This is a genomic window from Lacisediminihabitans sp. (genome assembly GCF_043726815.1).
GTDB lineage: Bacteria > Actinomycetota > Actinomycetes > Actinomycetales > Microbacteriaceae > Lacisediminihabitans.
This window is the reverse complement of record NZ_JAYSJZ010000017.1, coordinates 1-15,719: the sequence shown is the minus strand read 5'-3', so window position 1 is coordinate 15,719 and position 15,719 is coordinate 1. Positions and strand designations below refer to the sequence as shown.

Annotated in this window: 15 protein-coding genes and 1 tRNA gene; 13 read left to right on the top strand and 3 right to left on the bottom strand. The window is 69.1% G+C overall.

The window, feature by feature from the left end; translation table 11 throughout:
* Positions 1-31 precede the first annotated feature (31 nt).
* Positions 32-928: a DsbA family protein gene (locus tag ACHZD8_RS01690; RefSeq protein WP_394768381.1), complete on the bottom strand. Its 897-nt coding sequence runs from the start codon at positions 926-928 to the stop codon at positions 32-34.
* Between the two features lie 93 nt (positions 929-1,021).
* The gene (locus ACHZD8_RS01685) at positions 1,022-2,005 is read right to left on the bottom strand and encodes a vitamin K epoxide reductase family protein (RefSeq protein WP_394768380.1); all 984 of its coding nucleotides are present in this window, start codon (positions 2,003-2,005) and stop codon (positions 1,022-1,024) included.
* 415 nt (positions 2,006-2,420) lie between these two features.
* Between ACHZD8_RS01685 and ACHZD8_RS01680 the strand changes: the two genes are divergently transcribed.
* Positions 2,421-5,210, top strand: coding sequence for an Rne/Rng family ribonuclease (locus tag ACHZD8_RS01680; RefSeq protein WP_394768379.1), 2,790 nt, complete (start codon positions 2,421-2,423; stop codon positions 5,208-5,210).
* Positions 5,211-5,259: 49 nt separating this feature from the next.
* Here the strand turns inward: ACHZD8_RS01680 and ACHZD8_RS01675 are convergent, their stop codons facing one another.
* Complete coding sequence (locus tag ACHZD8_RS01675) at positions 5,260-5,556, bottom strand: DUF4031 domain-containing protein (RefSeq protein ID WP_394768378.1); 297 nt, start codon at positions 5,554-5,556, stop codon at positions 5,260-5,262.
* A 75-nt stretch (positions 5,557-5,631) separates the two neighbouring features.
* Between ACHZD8_RS01675 and ACHZD8_RS01670 the strand changes: the two genes are divergently transcribed.
* From ACHZD8_RS01670 to ACHZD8_RS01615, 12 genes are all read left to right on the top strand, one after another.
* Positions 5,632-6,189 carry a hypothetical protein gene (locus tag ACHZD8_RS01670; RefSeq protein WP_394768377.1) on the top strand — a complete coding sequence of 186 codons (558 nt, stop codon included), beginning with the start codon at positions 5,632-5,634 and terminating at the stop codon, positions 6,187-6,189.
* 158 nt (positions 6,190-6,347) lie between these two features.
* The gene (gene rplU / locus ACHZD8_RS01665) at positions 6,348-6,656 is read left to right on the top strand and encodes a 50S ribosomal protein L21 (protein WP_394768376.1); all 309 of its coding nucleotides are present in this window, start codon (positions 6,348-6,350) and stop codon (positions 6,654-6,656) included.
* A 37-nt stretch (positions 6,657-6,693) separates the two neighbouring features.
* Positions 6,694-6,951 (top strand): 50S ribosomal protein L27, encoded by a 258-nt coding sequence (gene rpmA, locus ACHZD8_RS01660; protein WP_147783015.1) that lies wholly within the window; start codon positions 6,694-6,696, stop codon positions 6,949-6,951.
* 130 nt (positions 6,952-7,081) lie between these two features.
* Positions 7,082-8,647: a GTPase ObgE gene (gene obgE / locus ACHZD8_RS01655; RefSeq protein WP_394768375.1), complete on the top strand. Its 1,566-nt coding sequence runs from the start codon at positions 7,082-7,084 to the stop codon at positions 8,645-8,647.
* Entirely contained in the window at positions 8,640-9,425 is a 786-nt protein-coding gene (gene proB / locus ACHZD8_RS01650; RefSeq protein WP_394768374.1) for a glutamate 5-kinase, read from the top strand. Before obgE ends, proB begins: the two co-directional genes overlap by 8 nt.
* 622 nt (positions 9,426-10,047) lie before the next feature.
* A complete protein-coding gene (locus tag ACHZD8_RS01645) occupies positions 10,048-11,316 on the top strand; it encodes a glutamate-5-semialdehyde dehydrogenase (RefSeq protein ID WP_394768373.1) in 1,269 nt (422 codons plus the stop codon).
* Positions 11,317-11,404: 88 nt separating this feature from the next.
* Positions 11,405-11,605, top strand: coding sequence for a hypothetical protein (locus ACHZD8_RS01640; protein WP_394768371.1), 201 nt, complete (start codon positions 11,405-11,407; stop codon positions 11,603-11,605).
* An 8-nt stretch (positions 11,606-11,613) separates the two neighbouring features.
* Complete coding sequence (gene nadD / locus ACHZD8_RS01635) at positions 11,614-12,216, top strand: nicotinate-nucleotide adenylyltransferase (RefSeq protein WP_394768369.1); 603 nt, start codon at positions 11,614-11,616, stop codon at positions 12,214-12,216.
* Between the two features lie 356 nt (positions 12,217-12,572).
* Complete coding sequence (locus tag ACHZD8_RS01630; RefSeq protein ID WP_394768368.1) at positions 12,573-14,090, top strand: hypothetical protein; 1,518 nt, start codon at positions 12,573-12,575, stop codon at positions 14,088-14,090.
* A 42-nt stretch (positions 14,091-14,132) separates the two neighbouring features.
* Complete coding sequence (rsfS, locus tag ACHZD8_RS01625; protein ID WP_394768367.1) at positions 14,133-14,510, top strand: ribosome silencing factor; 378 nt, start codon at positions 14,133-14,135, stop codon at positions 14,508-14,510.
* Positions 14,511-14,528: 18 nt separating this feature from the next.
* On the top strand, positions 14,529-15,500 hold the full coding sequence (locus tag ACHZD8_RS01620; RefSeq protein WP_394768366.1) for a hypothetical protein: 972 nt from the start codon (positions 14,529-14,531) through the stop codon (positions 15,498-15,500).
* A gap of 123 nt (positions 15,501-15,623) precedes the next feature.
* Positions 15,624-15,697 (top strand) — tRNA-Ala (locus ACHZD8_RS01615).
* Positions 15,698-15,719: the final 22 nt, after the last annotated feature.

Genomic DNA, 15,719 nt, shown 5'->3' with positions numbered 1-15,719 from the left:
TGGGGTTGGCCGAACTCGGTGGTGGTCGGGACTAGCCGGCCGACGCCGCCTTCTCCACGAATGCCGCGAACACCGCGGGATCGGTGATCGACCCGGTGAAGCGCTCGCCATTGACGAAGACCGTCGGGGTGCCGGCGAACTTCTGAGGCGTGTTCGCGACTCCCTTGAAGGTGACCGTCTGCCCGGACGGGTCGACGCGGGCCGTGGCGGCCGTCACCCAGGGCACGAAGGCCTGCGAGGTGATGCACGAACTGATCTTGCTGCTGCTGCTCCCCGCGTCCTTGAGCACGGCGATCAGCTCCTTGTCCGTCTTGCCCGAGGTGTTTTCGGCCGGCTGGTTGGCGAAGAGCGCCGTGTTCACCGCGTAGAAGTTGTTCGGGTCGTAGTTGGCGACACAGGCCGCGGCGTTGGCCGCCCGGCTCGCGTACTTGTTGCCCAGCGAGTTCGCGTCGAGGAAGGCGATCGGGTGAATCTCGAGGCTCGCAGCCCCCGCGGTCACCATCGACTCGATCTGCTGGGAGTTCGCCGCCTCGAACTGCTGGCAGAACGGGCACTGGTAGTCGATGTAGGTGACGATGCGCACGCCCTTCAGCGTGGACGGATCGGTGGGCACCGGCTTGCCGCCGGCCTTGATCGCGGGAGTCGGCACGGCGGCCATCTTGCTGCCGGTGAGCAGGATGCCGTCGCTCGCCATGTTCTTCGGCCCGTCGCCGGAGGGCTTGTTGGCGTTCACGCTGACGATCACGAGGGCGACGACCGCGATGATCGCGATGACGCCGACCACAATTCCACCCTGCAGGAACACCCGGTTGCGGCGCTGCCGCTTCTTCTCGGCCTCGCGCTCGATCCGCGCCGTCTCGCGGGCGGTCTCTCGCCGATCCTTCTTTCCCGGTTGCGGGGAGTTGCGGTTGGCGGGAGGAGCGACCATGTGAAGAGACCCAACGTTGTCGAATGAACAGGAACCGGTACTAACAATACGAAATGGTGCTCGGAGCATCCGTTGCCCGGGCTGGCGTTTTGCCTAGAGGCGGTTGAGAACGTCCAGCCGCAGCTGGGCGATGACCGCCACGACGACGTAGCTGAGCAGCGTGATGAGCGGCACGTAGCCATAGGCGGCGGCGAACACTCGGCGCGCTCGTTCAGGCACCCGGAGGTGGCCCGCCTTGAGGTTGTAGAGGGTGATCAGCCAGAACGAGGGGATCGTGACCGCCCAGGTCGCCATGCACCACGGGCAGAGGGTGCCGAGGTCGAAGATGCTCTCGGTGATGAGCCAGATCACGAGCGCCAGGGCGCCGGTGATGCCCACGTTGAGCGCGATCCAGAACCAGCGGGCGAAGGACACCCCGCTGATGATGAGCGCGGCGATCACGAAGAGCGCCATCCACCCGCCGATGCCGATCAGGGGATTGGGAAAGCCGAACAGCGAGCCCTGCCAGGATTGCAGGTTCTTGCCGCACTGCACGAGAACGCTGACGTTGCAGGTGGGAGCGACGTCTGGCGTGGTGAACGTGCCCACCTTGTCGACGGTGAGCCGGAAGGCCGCGAAGAAGCCGACGACGGAGGCCACGGCCAGGAACATGCCGAGCTCGAGCGGGCGCCCGTCCCGCCTCAGCCGGGGCACCGTGACTGCGAACACCACGGCCATGAGCACGAGTTGGGCGGCGAGCAGCCAGCTGAACGAGAGGTAGGCGGCCCACGCCTCGAAGACCACGCCGACGGCGAAGATGGTGCCGAGGGCGCGCCACCATCCGGGAGAGACGGATGCCCCGGCGAGCCGCGCGGCGCCGACGGTGAGCGCGATCACGAAGATCGCCATCGAGAAGGCCGAGGACGGGTAACCGAGCTCGTTGTCCGCACCGATGAGCTTCGGCGTGCCGCTCGCCGACTCGAGGCCGGCGAACGCGATCACGGTGCCGATGAACGAGACCAGCACCCCCGCAGCGCCGAGGGAGGTCAGGAGCAACGCGGACCGCACCGGGCGGATTTCCGGCGAGTTCGGAGTCACCCTCGGATTATTGCATGCACCAAATGCCGCATTGCTGGCAATGCGTGCGATAATTTGGTTTAGTCACCCGAGCCGCGCTCGATGTGACGCCAGAGAATGCTTACCGGGCATCAAACCGGGCCACGAAGAATCGGTACGTCGGAAGACAGTGCCGCATTCCAGACCGTGTCGGATAGCAAGTTCCGAGCAGTGAGAACGAAACTAAGACGAGCGAGACCAGAGCCAGCTCCACCCGGAGCACCGTCCACAAATGCCGTGCCAGGAGGCAGGGCATCACCAGGCACAGGCCGGTCTCGGAACGTGAGAATTAGCGGGATGTTCGCCGAGGCGCCAGATTCGCCGAAGCGTACGGCCGCACGAGAGAGTACCCGGTAGGCGGCGCGGTCGCCTGCAGCGGGCTAGGAGTGCACCAGCGATGGTGGAGACAACTGACAACAATGACGGCGCAACACCGAACGAGGGCAAGAGGCGCAGCCGCCTCTTCGGCGGCCGCAGGGCCAAGGCGGCGGCAGCCCCACCCGTGACCGCGCCGCCCGTGACCGCACCGGAACCGACGGCTCCGCCGGCACAGCAGGCGCCAGTTCAGCAGCAGGCACCAGTTCAGCAGGCGCCAGTTCAGCAGCAGGCACCAGTGCAGCCGACGACGCCGGATGCCCCGCGAGAACAGCCCGCGGACGTCGCCGCCCCGGCCACCGCCCCTCGCCGTCGCAGCGCCCCGCGCACGACGGACGCGACCACGGCCGTCGAGCTGACCATCGCCGATCAGGCCCCGGCTGATCGGTCAGCCCCAGATCAGTCCGCCGCAGATCAGTCCGCCCCCGTCAAGCGAGCTCCGGCCAGGCGCTCGTCCGCGCCGAAGGCGGCACCCGCTCCGGAGTCCGGCGCCAAGGAGTCCGGCGCCAACGAGTCCGGCACGCAGCAGGCGGAGCCCAAGAAGGCCCCGGCCCGCAGCCGCACCCGCAAGCCGGCAGACACGCCCGCCGACAGCGCGCCCGAGACGGCGTCGCAGCCGCAGCAGGCCGAGCAGCCGAAGCAGCCGGCCCGCCCCACGACATCCCTGCTCTTCCAGGCCCCCGACCTTCCGGTGCTGCCGCCCCGCCCGGCCGGACGCTCCGGTGGGCAGGGCCAGCAGGAGCCCCGCGACGACTTCGAGGAGACCCCGACCGTGCGCCGTCGGTCCCGCCGACGCTCCGGCGAAGAGGACCGCGAGTCCGGTCCCGGCACAGGAAGCGGCACCCCGGCGAACACCGTCGTCAAGGTGCGCACCCCGCGCCCGGCGCCGGAACTGAGCAACGAGCCGACGAAGGTGCGCGGCTCCACCCGCCTCGAGGCGAAGAAGCAGCGTCGTCGCGACGGCCGGGATGCCGGACGCCGCCGCCCCGTCATCACCGAGGCCGAGTTCCTCGCCCGCCGCGAGAGCGTCGACCGCACGATGGTGGTGCGCTCCAAGTTCGACCGCATCCAGATCGGCGTGCTCGAAGACGGCGTGCTCGTGGAGCACTATGTGGCGAAGGCCGCCGACGCGAGCCTGATCGGCAACGTCTACCTCGGCCGGGTGCAGAACGTGCTCCCGAGCATGGAGGCCGCCTTCGTCGACATCGGGCGCGGTCGCAACGCCGTGCTGTACTCCGGTGAGGTGGACTGGGAGGCCGCCGCCGAGAACTCGAGCGACGGCAAGAGCCAGGCCCGACGCATCGAGCTCGCCCTCAAGCCGGGCGACAAGGTTCTCGTGCAGGTGACGAAGGACCCGGTCGGCCACAAGGGCGCGCGCCTCACCAGCCAGGTGAGCCTGCCGGGCCGCTACCTGGTCTACGTGCCCAACGGATCCATGAACGGCATCTCCCGCAAGCTTCCGGACACCGAGCGTGCGCGTCTCAAGAAGATCCTCAAGGAGGTTCTGCCCGACAACGTGGGCGTCATCGTGCGCACCGCGGCCGAGGGCGCAACCGAGGAGCAGCTCACCCTCGACGTGAACCGACTCACCTCCCAGTGGGCAGCCATCAGCGAGACGCTCGAGAACGTCCAGGCGCCGGCGCTGCTGCACAGCGAGCCCGACCTGCTCGTCAAGATCGTGCGCGATGTGTTCAACGAGGACTTCCACACTCTCGTGATCGACGGAGAGGATGCCCTCGGCACGATCTCCACCTACCTCAAGCAGGTCGCGCCGGATCTCATCGACCGGCTCCAGACCTACGAGGGCACCGTCGACTCGTTCGACGAGTACCGCATCACCGAGCAGATCGAGAAGGCCCTGGACCGCAAGGTCTGGCTGCCCTCCGGCGGTTCGCTCGTGATCGACCGCACCGAGGCGATGACCGTGGTCGACGTTAACACGGGCAAGTTCGTCGGCTCCGGGGGAAACCTCGAGGAGACGGTCACCAAGAACAACCTCGAGGCGGCCGAGGAGATCGTGCGCCAGCTTCGCCTGCGCGACATCGGCGGCATCATCGTGGTCGACTTCATCGACATGGTGCTCGAGTCCAACCGCGACCTCGTGCTGCGCAGACTCGTCGAGTGCCTCAGCCGCGACCGCACCAAGCACCAGGTGGCCGAGGTCACCTCGCTCGGTCTCGTGCAGATGACGCGCAAGAAGCTCGGCCTCGGACTCATCGAGTCGTTCAGCGAGCCGTGCGAGCACTGCGCCGGCCGCGGCATCATCATCCACCACGACCCGGTCACCAAGCACCGCCAGACGGCGCAGCCCGAGATCCGTCGCAGCCGCGGCAAGGGCGGCAATGGCGGCGGCAACGGCGGCAACGGCAACGGTGGCGGCGGCAACGGCGACTCCGGTCGCGGCCAGTCCAACGGATCGGGCCAGAAGCCCTCGGGCGGAACGCACGCCATCACCGACGACGTGAAGAACGCGCTCGCCCAGATCGCGGCCTCCACCATCGCGCACTCGAACGAGCCGGTGCACCACCAGGCGGAACCGGTCAGCGAACCGGTCGAGCACGCGGTGGAGCAGGCCTCCGTCGCCGCGGCAGAGGCCGCGGTGGAGATCCTCGACATCCAGGTGAAGAAGACCGCCCGCGCGCCGCGCACGATCAGCCCGCGTGACGCCGAGCAGATTCTCGACTCGGTGCTCGACGCCCTGCCCGAGCCGAAGCAGCCCGGCCAGGGTCGCGCGCGCACGAGCCGTCGCGTCTCGAGCGCCGGACCGGTACGCACGTCATCCGGCGACGCCGGGTCTTCGCCAGAGGTGTAGTCGACGGATTCACCGCGCACCGGGGCCTTCTGGCTTCGGGCGCGGTGGGTCAGTCCGTCGCCGGAGCCTCGATGGCTCCGGCGCGCCGTTCGCGCTGGGAGACCCGCAGTCCGCTGGCGGCGAGGCGTTCCACCAGCTGCCGGATGCTGACCGGTTCCGCGCCGGCCGCCACGAGTTCCTCGTAGCGGGCCTCCGGCACGTCGTAGTGGTCGAGGTCGAACCCGCGGCGGGGGATTCCCAGCCGCAGGGCGAAGTCGTGCAGTTCCTCGAGTGAGCTGTCGCTGACCAGATGCGACCAGAGCGTGTCGTGTGCTGGCCACCTAGGCTGGTCTATCAACACGGTCATTGGCCGATTCTAGACACGGCCCCAGCGCCGAAACGAGCCAGCCGCCGCACCCACTCACACAAGGGGACCCTTCCGATGACAGCCCTCGCCCATCGCGTCGTGCGCCAGCGCGGCTTCCTCGTGGCCCTGGCCGCGGCGTTCCTCGTGCTCGTCGTGCTCGTGGTGCAGAGCCTGCTCACCTTCCTCGTGGCACAACTGGGGTATTCCGGCGGCGGTTCCACGCGCGACCTCCCGTGGTGGACGCTCTACGGCCGGCAGGTCCTGACGGTGTCGGTGCCGTTCGCCGTGGGGGTGCTGCTCGGGTTCTGGTTCATCGCGCCCGTCGCCGCCGAGCTGAGGCTCGCCCACGTGGTCACGAGGAGCCTGCTCGCGGCCGTGGCCGGGGCGATCCTGGTGTTCCTCACCACGAGCGTCGTGGAGGCCGTGGCGGCCGTCCAGGCCCTCGCGGAGCAGGGCGAACTCGCACGGCTCGGCGACGAGACGGCGCGCGCCATCGGGATCGGGCTCGCCTTCGGCGCGCAGGCGCTCGTTTCGGCGACGCCCCTCGTGATCCTCGCGGGCATCCTGCTCTGGAATTGGGTCGAACGCCACCCGTCCCGGCACCCCATCGCGGGAATCGTGGACACGGCCTGACGGCTGCCCGGGGCCCGTTTGACCGACGGGCCAGAAATCGAGTATTGTTGACCCTTGGTGTGCGCTGGGCTAAGCCCGCGAAATGTCAGCACGCCATGACTTCCCTGGATACTTCCAGTCGAATACGGACTTACCAGTCAAATAGTGAGGGTTACCAAGTGGTTTACGCAGTTGTGCGCGCCGGTGGTCGGCAGGAAAAGGTTGAGGTCGGCACTATCGTCGTGCTCGATCGCATCAAGGCCGACAAGAACGGCAACGTCGAGTTGGCACCAGTGCTGCTCGTCGATGGCGACAAGATCACGCACGACGCTTCGGCGCTTGCGAAGGTCACCGTGACCGCCGAGGTAGTCGGCGACTTGCGTGGACCGAAGATCGTCATCCAGAAGTTCAAGAACAAGACCGGGTACAAGAAGCGCCAGGGCCACCGCCAGGAGCTCACCCGCATCAAGATCACCAGCATCAAGTAATCCTCGACAGACACGTACCCAGGGGCTGAATAGTTAAATGGCACACAAAAAGGGCGCAAGCTCCACTCGTAACGGTCGCGACTCCAACGCACAGCGCCTCGGCGTGAAGCGCTTCGGCGGCCAGGTCGTCAACGCGGGCGAGATCATCGTCCGCCAGCGCGGCACCCACTTCCACCCCGGCGTGAACGTCGGACGTGGCGGCGACGACACGCTGTTCGCCCTCGCGGCGGGCTCGGTCGAGTTCGGCGCGAAGGGTGGCCGCAAGGTCATCAACATCGTGGTGGCTGCCCAGTAGTTTTCCGCTCGGCACCGTCGTGGTCGTACGTCGACCAGACGGGCCGGCATGGTGTTCAACGGGTGCGGGCGAGCTTCGGCTCGCTCTCACCTTTTAAGCGGTCGTTCGGTCGACCAAGAAGGGATGCGTTGTGGCTACCTTCGTTGACCAGGTAACGCTTCATCTCAGTGCGGGCAACGGCGGCGACGGCTGCGTCTCCGTGAAGCGCGAGAAGTTCAAGCCCCTCGCCGGCCCCGACGGCGGCAACGGCGGCGACGGTGGAGACATCGTGCTGGTGAGCGACGCGGGTGTCACCACCCTGCTCGGCTTCCATCGTGCGCCGCACCGCAAGTCCGACAAGGGCGGCCAGGGCATGGGCGACAACCGCAACGGCTCGGATGGCGCGGAGATCGAGCTGCTCGTGCCGCTCGGCACCGTCGTCAAGGACGCCGAGGGCAACGAGCTCATCGACTTCACTGAACCCGGCATGCGCTACGTCGCCGCGCAGGGCGGACAGGGCGGCCTCGGCAACGCGGCCCTCGCCTCCACCAAGCGCAAGGCGCCCGGCTTCGCCCTCCTCGGCATCCCCGGCTGGGAGGGTGACGTCTACCTCGAGCTCAAGGTCGTGGCGGATGTCGCGCTCGTCGGCTACCCGTCGGCCGGCAAGTCCTCCCTCGTCGCCGCGATCTCCGCCGCGAAGCCCAAGATCGCGGACTACCCGTTCACGACCCTGCACCCGAACCTCGGCGTCGTGGAGTCCGGCGACTCCCGCTTCACCGTCGCGGACGTGCCTGGGCTCATCGAGGGCGCCAGTGAGGGCAAGGGGCTCGGCCTCGAGTTCCTGCGCCACGTCGAGCGCTGCTCGGCCCTGCTGCACGTGCTCGACTGCGCGACCCTCGAGCCCGGGCGCGACCCGCTCACCGACCTCGACGTGATCCTCGGCGAACTCGCCGCCTATCCCGTTCCGGAGGGCCAGGTGCCGCTGCTCGAACGCCCGCAGCTCATCGCGCTCAACAAGGTGGACGTGCCGGAGGGCCGCGAGCTCGCCGAGCTCGTGCGCCCGGATCTCGAGGCGCGCGGCTACCGCGTGTTCGAGATCTCCGCGGTGAGCCGCGAGGGCCTTCGGGAACTGTCGTTCGCCCTCGGCGAACTGGTGGAGGCCGACCGGGCCAAGCGCGCGGCCCAGCCGGTGAAGCCGCGCATCGTGCTGCGTCCGCGAGCCGCCGGAGACGCCGGCTTCACCGTCAAGGTGGAGGGCGGATCGGCCGGAAACGTCTACCGTGTCGTCGGCGGCAAGCCGGAGCGCTGGGTGGCGCAGACCGACTTCAACAACGAGGAGGCCATCGGCTTCCTCGCCGACCGCCTGGCCAAGTCCGGGGTGGAGAACGAGCTGTTCAAGTCGGGCGCCGTCGCCGGCTCGACCGTCATCATCGGCCCGGTCACCTTCGACTGGGAGCCCACCCTCACCTCCACCGCCGAGTTGCTCACCGCGCCCCGCGGCACCGACCCGCGCCTCGTGCAGAGCGAGCGGCCCACCTCCAAGACCCGGCGCCAGGAGTACCTGGACCGCATGGACGGCAAGGCCGAGGCGCGTGCGGAGCTCATCCGCGAGCGCGAGGCCGGCATGTGGAACGACGACGAGGGCTTCGCCGTCGACCGCGACGCGGTCGAGGAGAAGGCCGGCGCAGAGGCGGGAACCCCGTCCTCGGATGACTAGCCTCTCCCGGTCCGAGGTCGTCGGCGCGAAGCGGGTCGTCGTGAAGGTGGGCTCGTCGTCCATCAGCGGCGCGAACGCCGGCCAGATCGGGCCGCTTGTCGACGCCCTCGCCGCGGCGCACGCGCGCGGCTGCGAGGTGATCCTCGTCTCCTCCGGGGCGATCGCCACCGGCATGCCGTACCTCAGGCTCGATGCGCGCCCCACCGACCTGGCCACACAGCAGGCCGCAGCAGCCGTCGGGCAGAACGTGCTCATCTACCGCTACCAGGAGAGCCTCGACCGCTTCGACATCGTCGCGGCCCAGGTGCTGCTGACCGCCGGGGACCTCGAGAACCCCACCCACCGCAGCAACGCTCAGCGTGCCATGGAGCGACTGCTCGGCCTGCGCATCCTGCCGATCGTGAACGAGAACGACACCGTGGCGACGCACGAGATCCGATTCGGCGACAACGACCGGCTCGCGGCCCTGGTGTCGCAGCTCGTGCGCGCCGACCTCCTCCTGCTGCTCTCCGACGTGGATGCGCTGTACACGCGACCGCCGCACGAGCCTGGCGCGCGCCGCATCGACACCGTGCCGTTCACCGACGACCTCGCGGGGGTGGAGTTCGGCGACATCGGCTCCGCCGGCGTGGGCACCGGGGGAGCGGGCACGAAGGTCGCCGCCGCCAAGCTCGCAGCCTCGGCAGGCACCCCGGTGCTGCTCGCCTCGACCCGGGACGTGCACGCCGCCCTCGACGGAGCGCTGCTCGGCACCTGGTTCGAGGCCGCGCCCGTCTAGCCCCGGCCGGCCCGCACCTCTCCCGCGCGTGCCTGCCACGCGCGCGTGCCCACCCGCGCTTCTCCGTGCCCACAAGCGTTTCTCCGGAGGTTTCGCCTGGTGCGGGATGCGGTGCCCCGTGTTTACGGGCTCGGCGCGCGGAAAGGCGGCCCGCGATTGGCAAACCTCCGGAGAAACGCGCGGGCGGAGCCGCAGTGGACGCGGCGGTCGCGCGCGGGAGCCGCGCTGGAGCCGCAGCACGCCCGCGCGCTGGCGTGACCAGCCGCTCCACGCTCGCCCACCCGCGTTTCTCCGGAGGTCTCACCGGGTGCGGGATGCGGTGCCCCGCGTTTACGGGCACGGCGCGCGGAAAGACGGCCCGCGATTGGCAAACCTCCGGAGAAACGCGCGGGCGGAGCCGCACTGGACGCGGCGGTCGCGCGCGGGAGCCGCGGTAGAGCCGCGCGGCCGCGCGCTGGCGTGACCAGCCGCTCCACGCTCGCCCACCCGCGCTTCTCCGGAGGTTTCGCCTGGTGCGGGATGCGGTACCCCGTGTTTACGGGCTCGGCGCGCGGAAAGGCGGCCCGCGATTGGCAAACCTCCGGAGAAACGCGCGGACGGAAGGGCAAAGTAAACTTGCGGCATGTCTGAGACCGTCGTCGCCACGCGTACCTTCACCGAGAAGCTGGAGGCGGCCCGGGGCGCCTCGATAACCCTCGCCACGACCAACGCCGCGCTGAAGAATGCCGCCCTCGAGGCGATCGCGCAGGCCGTCGCGGACAATGCCGACCGCATCATCCCGGCCAACGAGCTCGACCTCGCGAACGGCCGGGAGAACGGCCTGAGCGCGGGCCTTCAGGACAGGCTGCGCCTCGACGAGAGGCGGCTCGCATCCCTGGCCGAGGCCGTGCGGCTCGTCGCCACCCTCGTCGACCCGGTCGGCGAGTCCGTGCGCGGCAAGACCCTGCCGAACGGCCTGCAGCTCAGCCAGGTTCGCGTGCCGTTCGGGGTGATCGGCGTGATCTACGAGGCCAGGCCCAACGTCACGATCGACATCGCGGCCCTCGCCCTCAAGAGCGGCAACGCCGCCGTGCTGCGCGGCGGAAGCGCCGCCGAGAACACCAACCGGGTGCTCGTCGAGCTCATCCAGGAGGCGCTGGCGAGCGTCGGACTGCCCACGGACGCCGTGCAGACCATCGACGAGTTCGGCCGGGAGGGCGCGCGGCAGCTCATGCAGGCGCGCGGCCTCGTGGACGTGCTGATCCCGCGCGGCAGCGCAGACCTCATCAACACGGTCGTCAACGAGTCCAAGGTCCCCGTGATCGAGACCGGTGCCGGAGTTGTCCACGTCTTCCTCGACGAGTCCGCCGACGAGTCGTGGGCCGTCGACATCGTGCAGAACTCGAAGGTGCAGCGGCCGAGCGTGTGCAACGCCCTCGAGACCCTGCTCGTGCACGAGGGCTCGGCCGCCCGGCTGCTGCCGGCCGTTCTCGGCGAGCTGCGGGCATCCGGCGTCACCATCCACGCCGACGAGCGCACCCGGGCGATCTTTGCGGATGCCGTGCCGGCCACCGAGGACGACTGGACCACCGAATACATGTCGCTCGACCTCTCGGTGCGGGTGGTCGACGGCCTCGACCAGGCGATCGAGCACATCCGTCGATACTCGACCCACCACACCGAGTCGATAATCACGAACGACCTCGGCAACGCCGAGCGCTTCCTCGCCGAGGTGGATTCGGCGGTCGTCATGGTGAACGCGTCTACCCGCTTCACCGACGGTGGAGAGTTCGGTTTCGGTGCCGAGGTGGGCATCTCCACCCAGAAGCTGCACGCGCGCGGGCCGATGGGGCTCAGCGAGCTCACGAGCACCAAGTGGATCGTGCGCGGCTCGGGCCAGGTGCGGCCGTAGCGCCCCAGCGCGCTCCTGCGCGCCGTGGGCTCTCGCCCAGCCGCCGATTGCTAGGCTGCTCTAGTTGGGATCGAACGAAGATGGGTGGATGGCGTTGCTAAGCACGATTGTTCTGGCGGCCGCAGAGGCCAAGATTGAGCTGTTCTTTCCGGCCTGGGTCTTTCCGCTGATCGCTGTCGCCGTCTTCGCCGCGCTCGCGTTCGTCGTCTACAGCTACCGCGACGTCGCCAACCGGCACAGTCACAAGGTCGACGGTTCGGCCTCCGCCCACGGAACCGACCACCACTAGCTTCACCCGTGGTCGACACTGCGCAGCGGCGCCCCAAAATCGGCGTCATGGGTGGCACGTTCGACCCGATCCACCATGGTCACCTCGTGGCCGCGAGTGAGGTCGCGCAGTCCTTCGGCCTCGACGAGGTCATCTTCGTGCCCACCGGGCAGCCGTACCAGAAGCCCGGCGCCACCTCGAGCGAGCACCGCTACCTGATGACCGTGATCGCCACCGCCTCGAACCCGCGGTTCACGGTGAGCCGGGTGGACATCGACCGCGAGGGTCCCACGTTCACCATCGACACGCTGCGGGACCTGCACGCCCAGCACCCGGATGCCGAGCTGTTCTTCATCTCCGGCGCTGACGCGATCGCCCAGATTTTCGACTGGAAAGACGTGCGGGAACTGTGGTCACTCGCTCACTTTGTGGCCGTGACACGACCCGGCCATCAGCTCTCCATTTCCGGTTTGCCGGAGTCGGACGTAAGCTTGCTGGAAGTGCCCGCGCTGGCGATCTCCTCCACTGATTGTCGCGGCCGGGTAAGCCGGGGTTTCCCGGTGTGGTATTTGGTCCCCGATGGTGTTGTTCAATACATCTCCAAACATCACTTGTATCGGAGTCTTACATGACAGCCTGGCACGAAGAGCCGCCTATTAGCAGGCGACAAGTTCGGCAAAACGAGCGCGCAGACGCGGCCGACACGCAGCTGAGCCTTGCCCAAATGCCCGAAGAACAGCCCCCGATTGGGGCTTTTCCGAGGGAAGGGTGGGACGCGGATGCCCGTCGACCCGCACCCCAAGACGATGCGTCGGCGACGTCCGATCCTTCGTCGACCCCTCCCGCGGCCGGTCGCCGCTCGCAGGAAACGGGCCAGGAGTCCGTTTCGCCCCACGACGAATTCCCCACTCCGGCACGCCCCCAGGTGCCGAGCTACGACGGACCATCGTTCCGCAGCCGCTCGATCTCTGCGGTCCCGGATTCCCCGGTGACCCCGCCCGTGGTTCCCGGTTCGGAGAACGACACGAGCACCGACACGCCCGGCGACCAGAATCCGCCGTCGAGCTACCGGGTGCGCGACTTCAGCCCGGATGGGCGACGCTCCTCCTTCCCGGCGGCGACGTCGTGGTCGGCGCCCGTCGCGCCCGGAGCAACGCCCGTCGAGCTCGACTATCACACGCAGGGCGCTCTGCCTTCGTCGCTCGCCTCGTCGCCACCACCCGCGGTCGACCAGGCATCGCGCTCCGACGCCGCCCCCGAGCGCACCATGACCCGTCGCGAGATGCGAGCCCTCGAGCAGAGCGGGGCTCTCCGCCCCGTGGAGGACGCGCCGCCGAGGGAGCAGAGTGAGGCTCCTCGCCTGCGCGAACGCATCCGCAGCACCGCTCCCGGCATCGATCCGGCCATCGATCCGATCGAGGCGCAGCCCACCGCCCCTCCGGTGACCGAGCCGCCGACCCTGGTCGAGCCGCCGCAGCAGCCCACGGTGTACATCGCGTCGCCGAGCGTCGCCGAACAGCCCAGCCCGCACCTCGAGGCCCCGGCCGACGACCACGTCGTCGAGGCGACCATCGAGCCGGAGCCGGCCGGCACCTGGTTCGATGCGATCGCCGACGAGCAGGCGGCGGACGACGCCCAGGCCGTCGCGCAGGATTCTCCGGCTCCGGCCCCGGCCGACGCGCCGAGGTCGTTCGCCGACTCGCCCGCGAGCTTCAAGTTCGAGGAACTGCTCTTCAACGCCCCGGTGGCCGATGTGCCGGAGCCGTTCGTGGCCCAGCTCGACCCCGAGCCGCTGCTCGAGACGCCCGAACCGGCTGCGCCCATCGAACAGACGCCCGCGCCCGCACCGGCCGCCTGGCTCGCGGCCTTCCCGCCGACCAAGGCGCCGGAGATCGTGGTGCCGCAGTCCGCGGTTCCCGCGCCGGTACCTCAGGCCCCGGCGGCGCCGTCTCAGGCCGTGCAGCAGCCGACACCGGAGGCCTCGCCCGCCGAGGTCGACACCGCCGCCTCGTATTCGCCGCCCGTCGGCCACTGGTCCACCCAGGCGTCGATCGACGACGACGAGCAGGTGCAGGAGAACACGTTCAGCCGCAATGTCGGCGCAACGAGTGGCGCGATCACCACGAGCGCCCTCGTTCTGCCGTCCATTCCCACGGCCGACGACATCCTGAGCCCGCTCGGGAGCACCGGTGAGATTCTCATCACCGGGTCGATCAACCTGCCGAGCAGCATGGGCACCACGGGGGTCCACCCCGCGCGCTACGACCACTCCGACGTGGACGCGCTGCTCGAGGCCGACGACCGCGAAGACTCCGACCACCCGGACTCCGCTCCCGTGCGAGCAATTCGCGCCGTGAGCACCCACACCTCGTCCGGCGCGGTAATCAGCGCGAAGAAGCCCAAGGGCGACAGCCGCCTGCCCATCGTGCTCGCCGTCTCGGCCGCGGTCATGGCCGTCGGCGTCGTCGTTCTGTTCGTGGTCGGAATGATCTTCAAGATCTTCTAAACCCGTGCCATCCCCTTCTTTCCTCCCATCCGATAGGACCCTGTGACTGCGACCGACCATGCCCGCGAACTGCTCCAGATTGCCGCAGTGGCCGCCGACTCCAAGCAGGCGGAAGACCTCGTAGCGCTCGACGTGTCCGGCCCGCTTCCGCTGACCGACATCTTCCTGCTCGCCACCGGTCGCAACGAGCGCAACGTGATCGCCATCGCGAGTGAGATCGAAGACAAGCTCATCGAGCACGGGGCGAAGCCCTTGCGTCGCGAGGGTCGCGCGGAGGGCCGCTGGATCCTGCTCGACTTCGGCGACCTCGTCGTGCACGTCTTCCACGAGGAAGACCGCATGTACTACTCGCTCGAGCGTCTCTGGAAAGACTGCCCGGCCATCCCGATCACCGTTCCGGTGCGCGAGAGCGCCGACTAGCACTCGAACGATCGACCGGTGACGGACGACCAGCTCGAGCTTCCGTCGTGGCGGTGCGCCCCGGGCGACCGGGCACGCGCCCTCGCGGCGATCGACTCGTGGGCGGGGAGCGCCGCCCTCGCCGAACTCGTGGCGGCCTTCGGCGGCTCGACCGCGGCGCTGCGGGGCGCGCGCCTGCTGGACTACCTCGAGACCTTCGCTGCCGAGCACTGGGACTTCCGGGCCGGCCGGGAACGCAACCTCGCCGAGGAGGTGGCCCTCACTCCGGAGCAGGATGCCCTGATCCTCGCGCGGGCGAGCGCCCTCGGCCTCGCCGGGCGGGAGAACCCGTCCCTTTCGCGCTACGACACCGTGCTCATGACCGGCGGCATGGTGCGGGCCGGCATCGTGAAGCCCCGGTTCGTGGCCGAACTGCTCGACGGGGGGCTCGAGGTGGGCCACGTCGTCTTCCTCGGCGGGTTCCGGGCCTTCGCGGGCGACGAACATGCGCTCGCGACGGCGCTCGGGGTGCGGGGGAGCGACGAGTTCGCCGCCATGGTGGGCGGCATGGAACTCGCCTTCGGGCCGCTCGGCGAACCGGAGGTGGAGGAGCGGATGACCGACAACCCCCACCTGTCCTGGCGAGAATTGTCGTGGTCGACGCCCCGTGCGCGGCTGAGCGTTATCGCCGCTCCGTCGGCTGATCCGTCGCGGCGGGCCAACTCGGCGGACACCTACCGCTTCTGGGCGCGGGAACGGCGGTCGGCATCCGAACACTCGGTGCTTCTCGTGACCACCCCGGTCTACGTTCCGTACCAGGGCGCCGCCGCGGTGGAGGTCCTGGGGCTCGAGAACGGCCTCGCGGTGGAGACCGTGGGGGTGAGCGCCTCGGCGAGCGACCTCGGCGAGTTCAGCCAGCCCTTCCTGCCCCAGCACCACCTGCAGGAGCTGCGCGCGGCGGTCGGGGCGATGCGGTCGTTGCGCGGGAGGCTACTCGCCGAGCACGGCTAGTCCGTGGGCCCGTGCCCGGTTGTTTTCGGCTCGGCCAGGGCGCGCGTCTTTTATCGTCGGCGATCTGTAGTAATCTGGACAAGTTGTCCGGCTCACCAACTCAGTTGGAGGGTGGGATGGCTTGGGTCCATGGCGCAGCCCGGTAGCGCACCTGCATGGCATGCAGGGGGTCAGGGGTTCGAATCCCCTTGGATCCACAGAAAGTCCTGATCAAACGGC

What these genes read in the sequence shown, in the direction of transcription:
- ACHZD8_RS01690 (WP_394768381.1), bottom strand. Translation starts at nt 928, where the DNA reads ATGGTCGCTCCTCCCGCCAACCGCAACTCCCCGCAACCGGGAAAGAAG.
- ACHZD8_RS01680 (WP_394768379.1), top strand. Translation starts at nt 2,421, where the DNA reads ATGGTGGAGACAACTGACAACAATGACGGCGCAACACCGAACGAGGGC.
- ACHZD8_RS01675 (WP_394768378.1), bottom strand. Translation starts at nt 5,556, where the DNA reads ATGACCGTGTTGATAGACCAGCCTAGGTGGCCAGCACACGACACGCTC.
- ACHZD8_RS01670 (WP_394768377.1), top strand. Translation starts at nt 5,632, where the DNA reads ATGACAGCCCTCGCCCATCGCGTCGTGCGCCAGCGCGGCTTCCTCGTG.
- rpmA (WP_147783015.1), top strand. Translation starts at nt 6,694, where the DNA reads ATGGCACACAAAAAGGGCGCAAGCTCCACTCGTAACGGTCGCGACTCC.
- proB (WP_394768374.1), top strand. Translation starts at nt 8,640, where the DNA reads ATGACTAGCCTCTCCCGGTCCGAGGTCGTCGGCGCGAAGCGGGTCGTC.
- ACHZD8_RS01645 (WP_394768373.1), top strand. Translation starts at nt 10,048, where the DNA reads ATGTCTGAGACCGTCGTCGCCACGCGTACCTTCACCGAGAAGCTGGAG.
- ACHZD8_RS01640 (WP_394768371.1), top strand. Translation starts at nt 11,405, where the DNA reads ATGGCGTTGCTAAGCACGATTGTTCTGGCGGCCGCAGAGGCCAAGATT.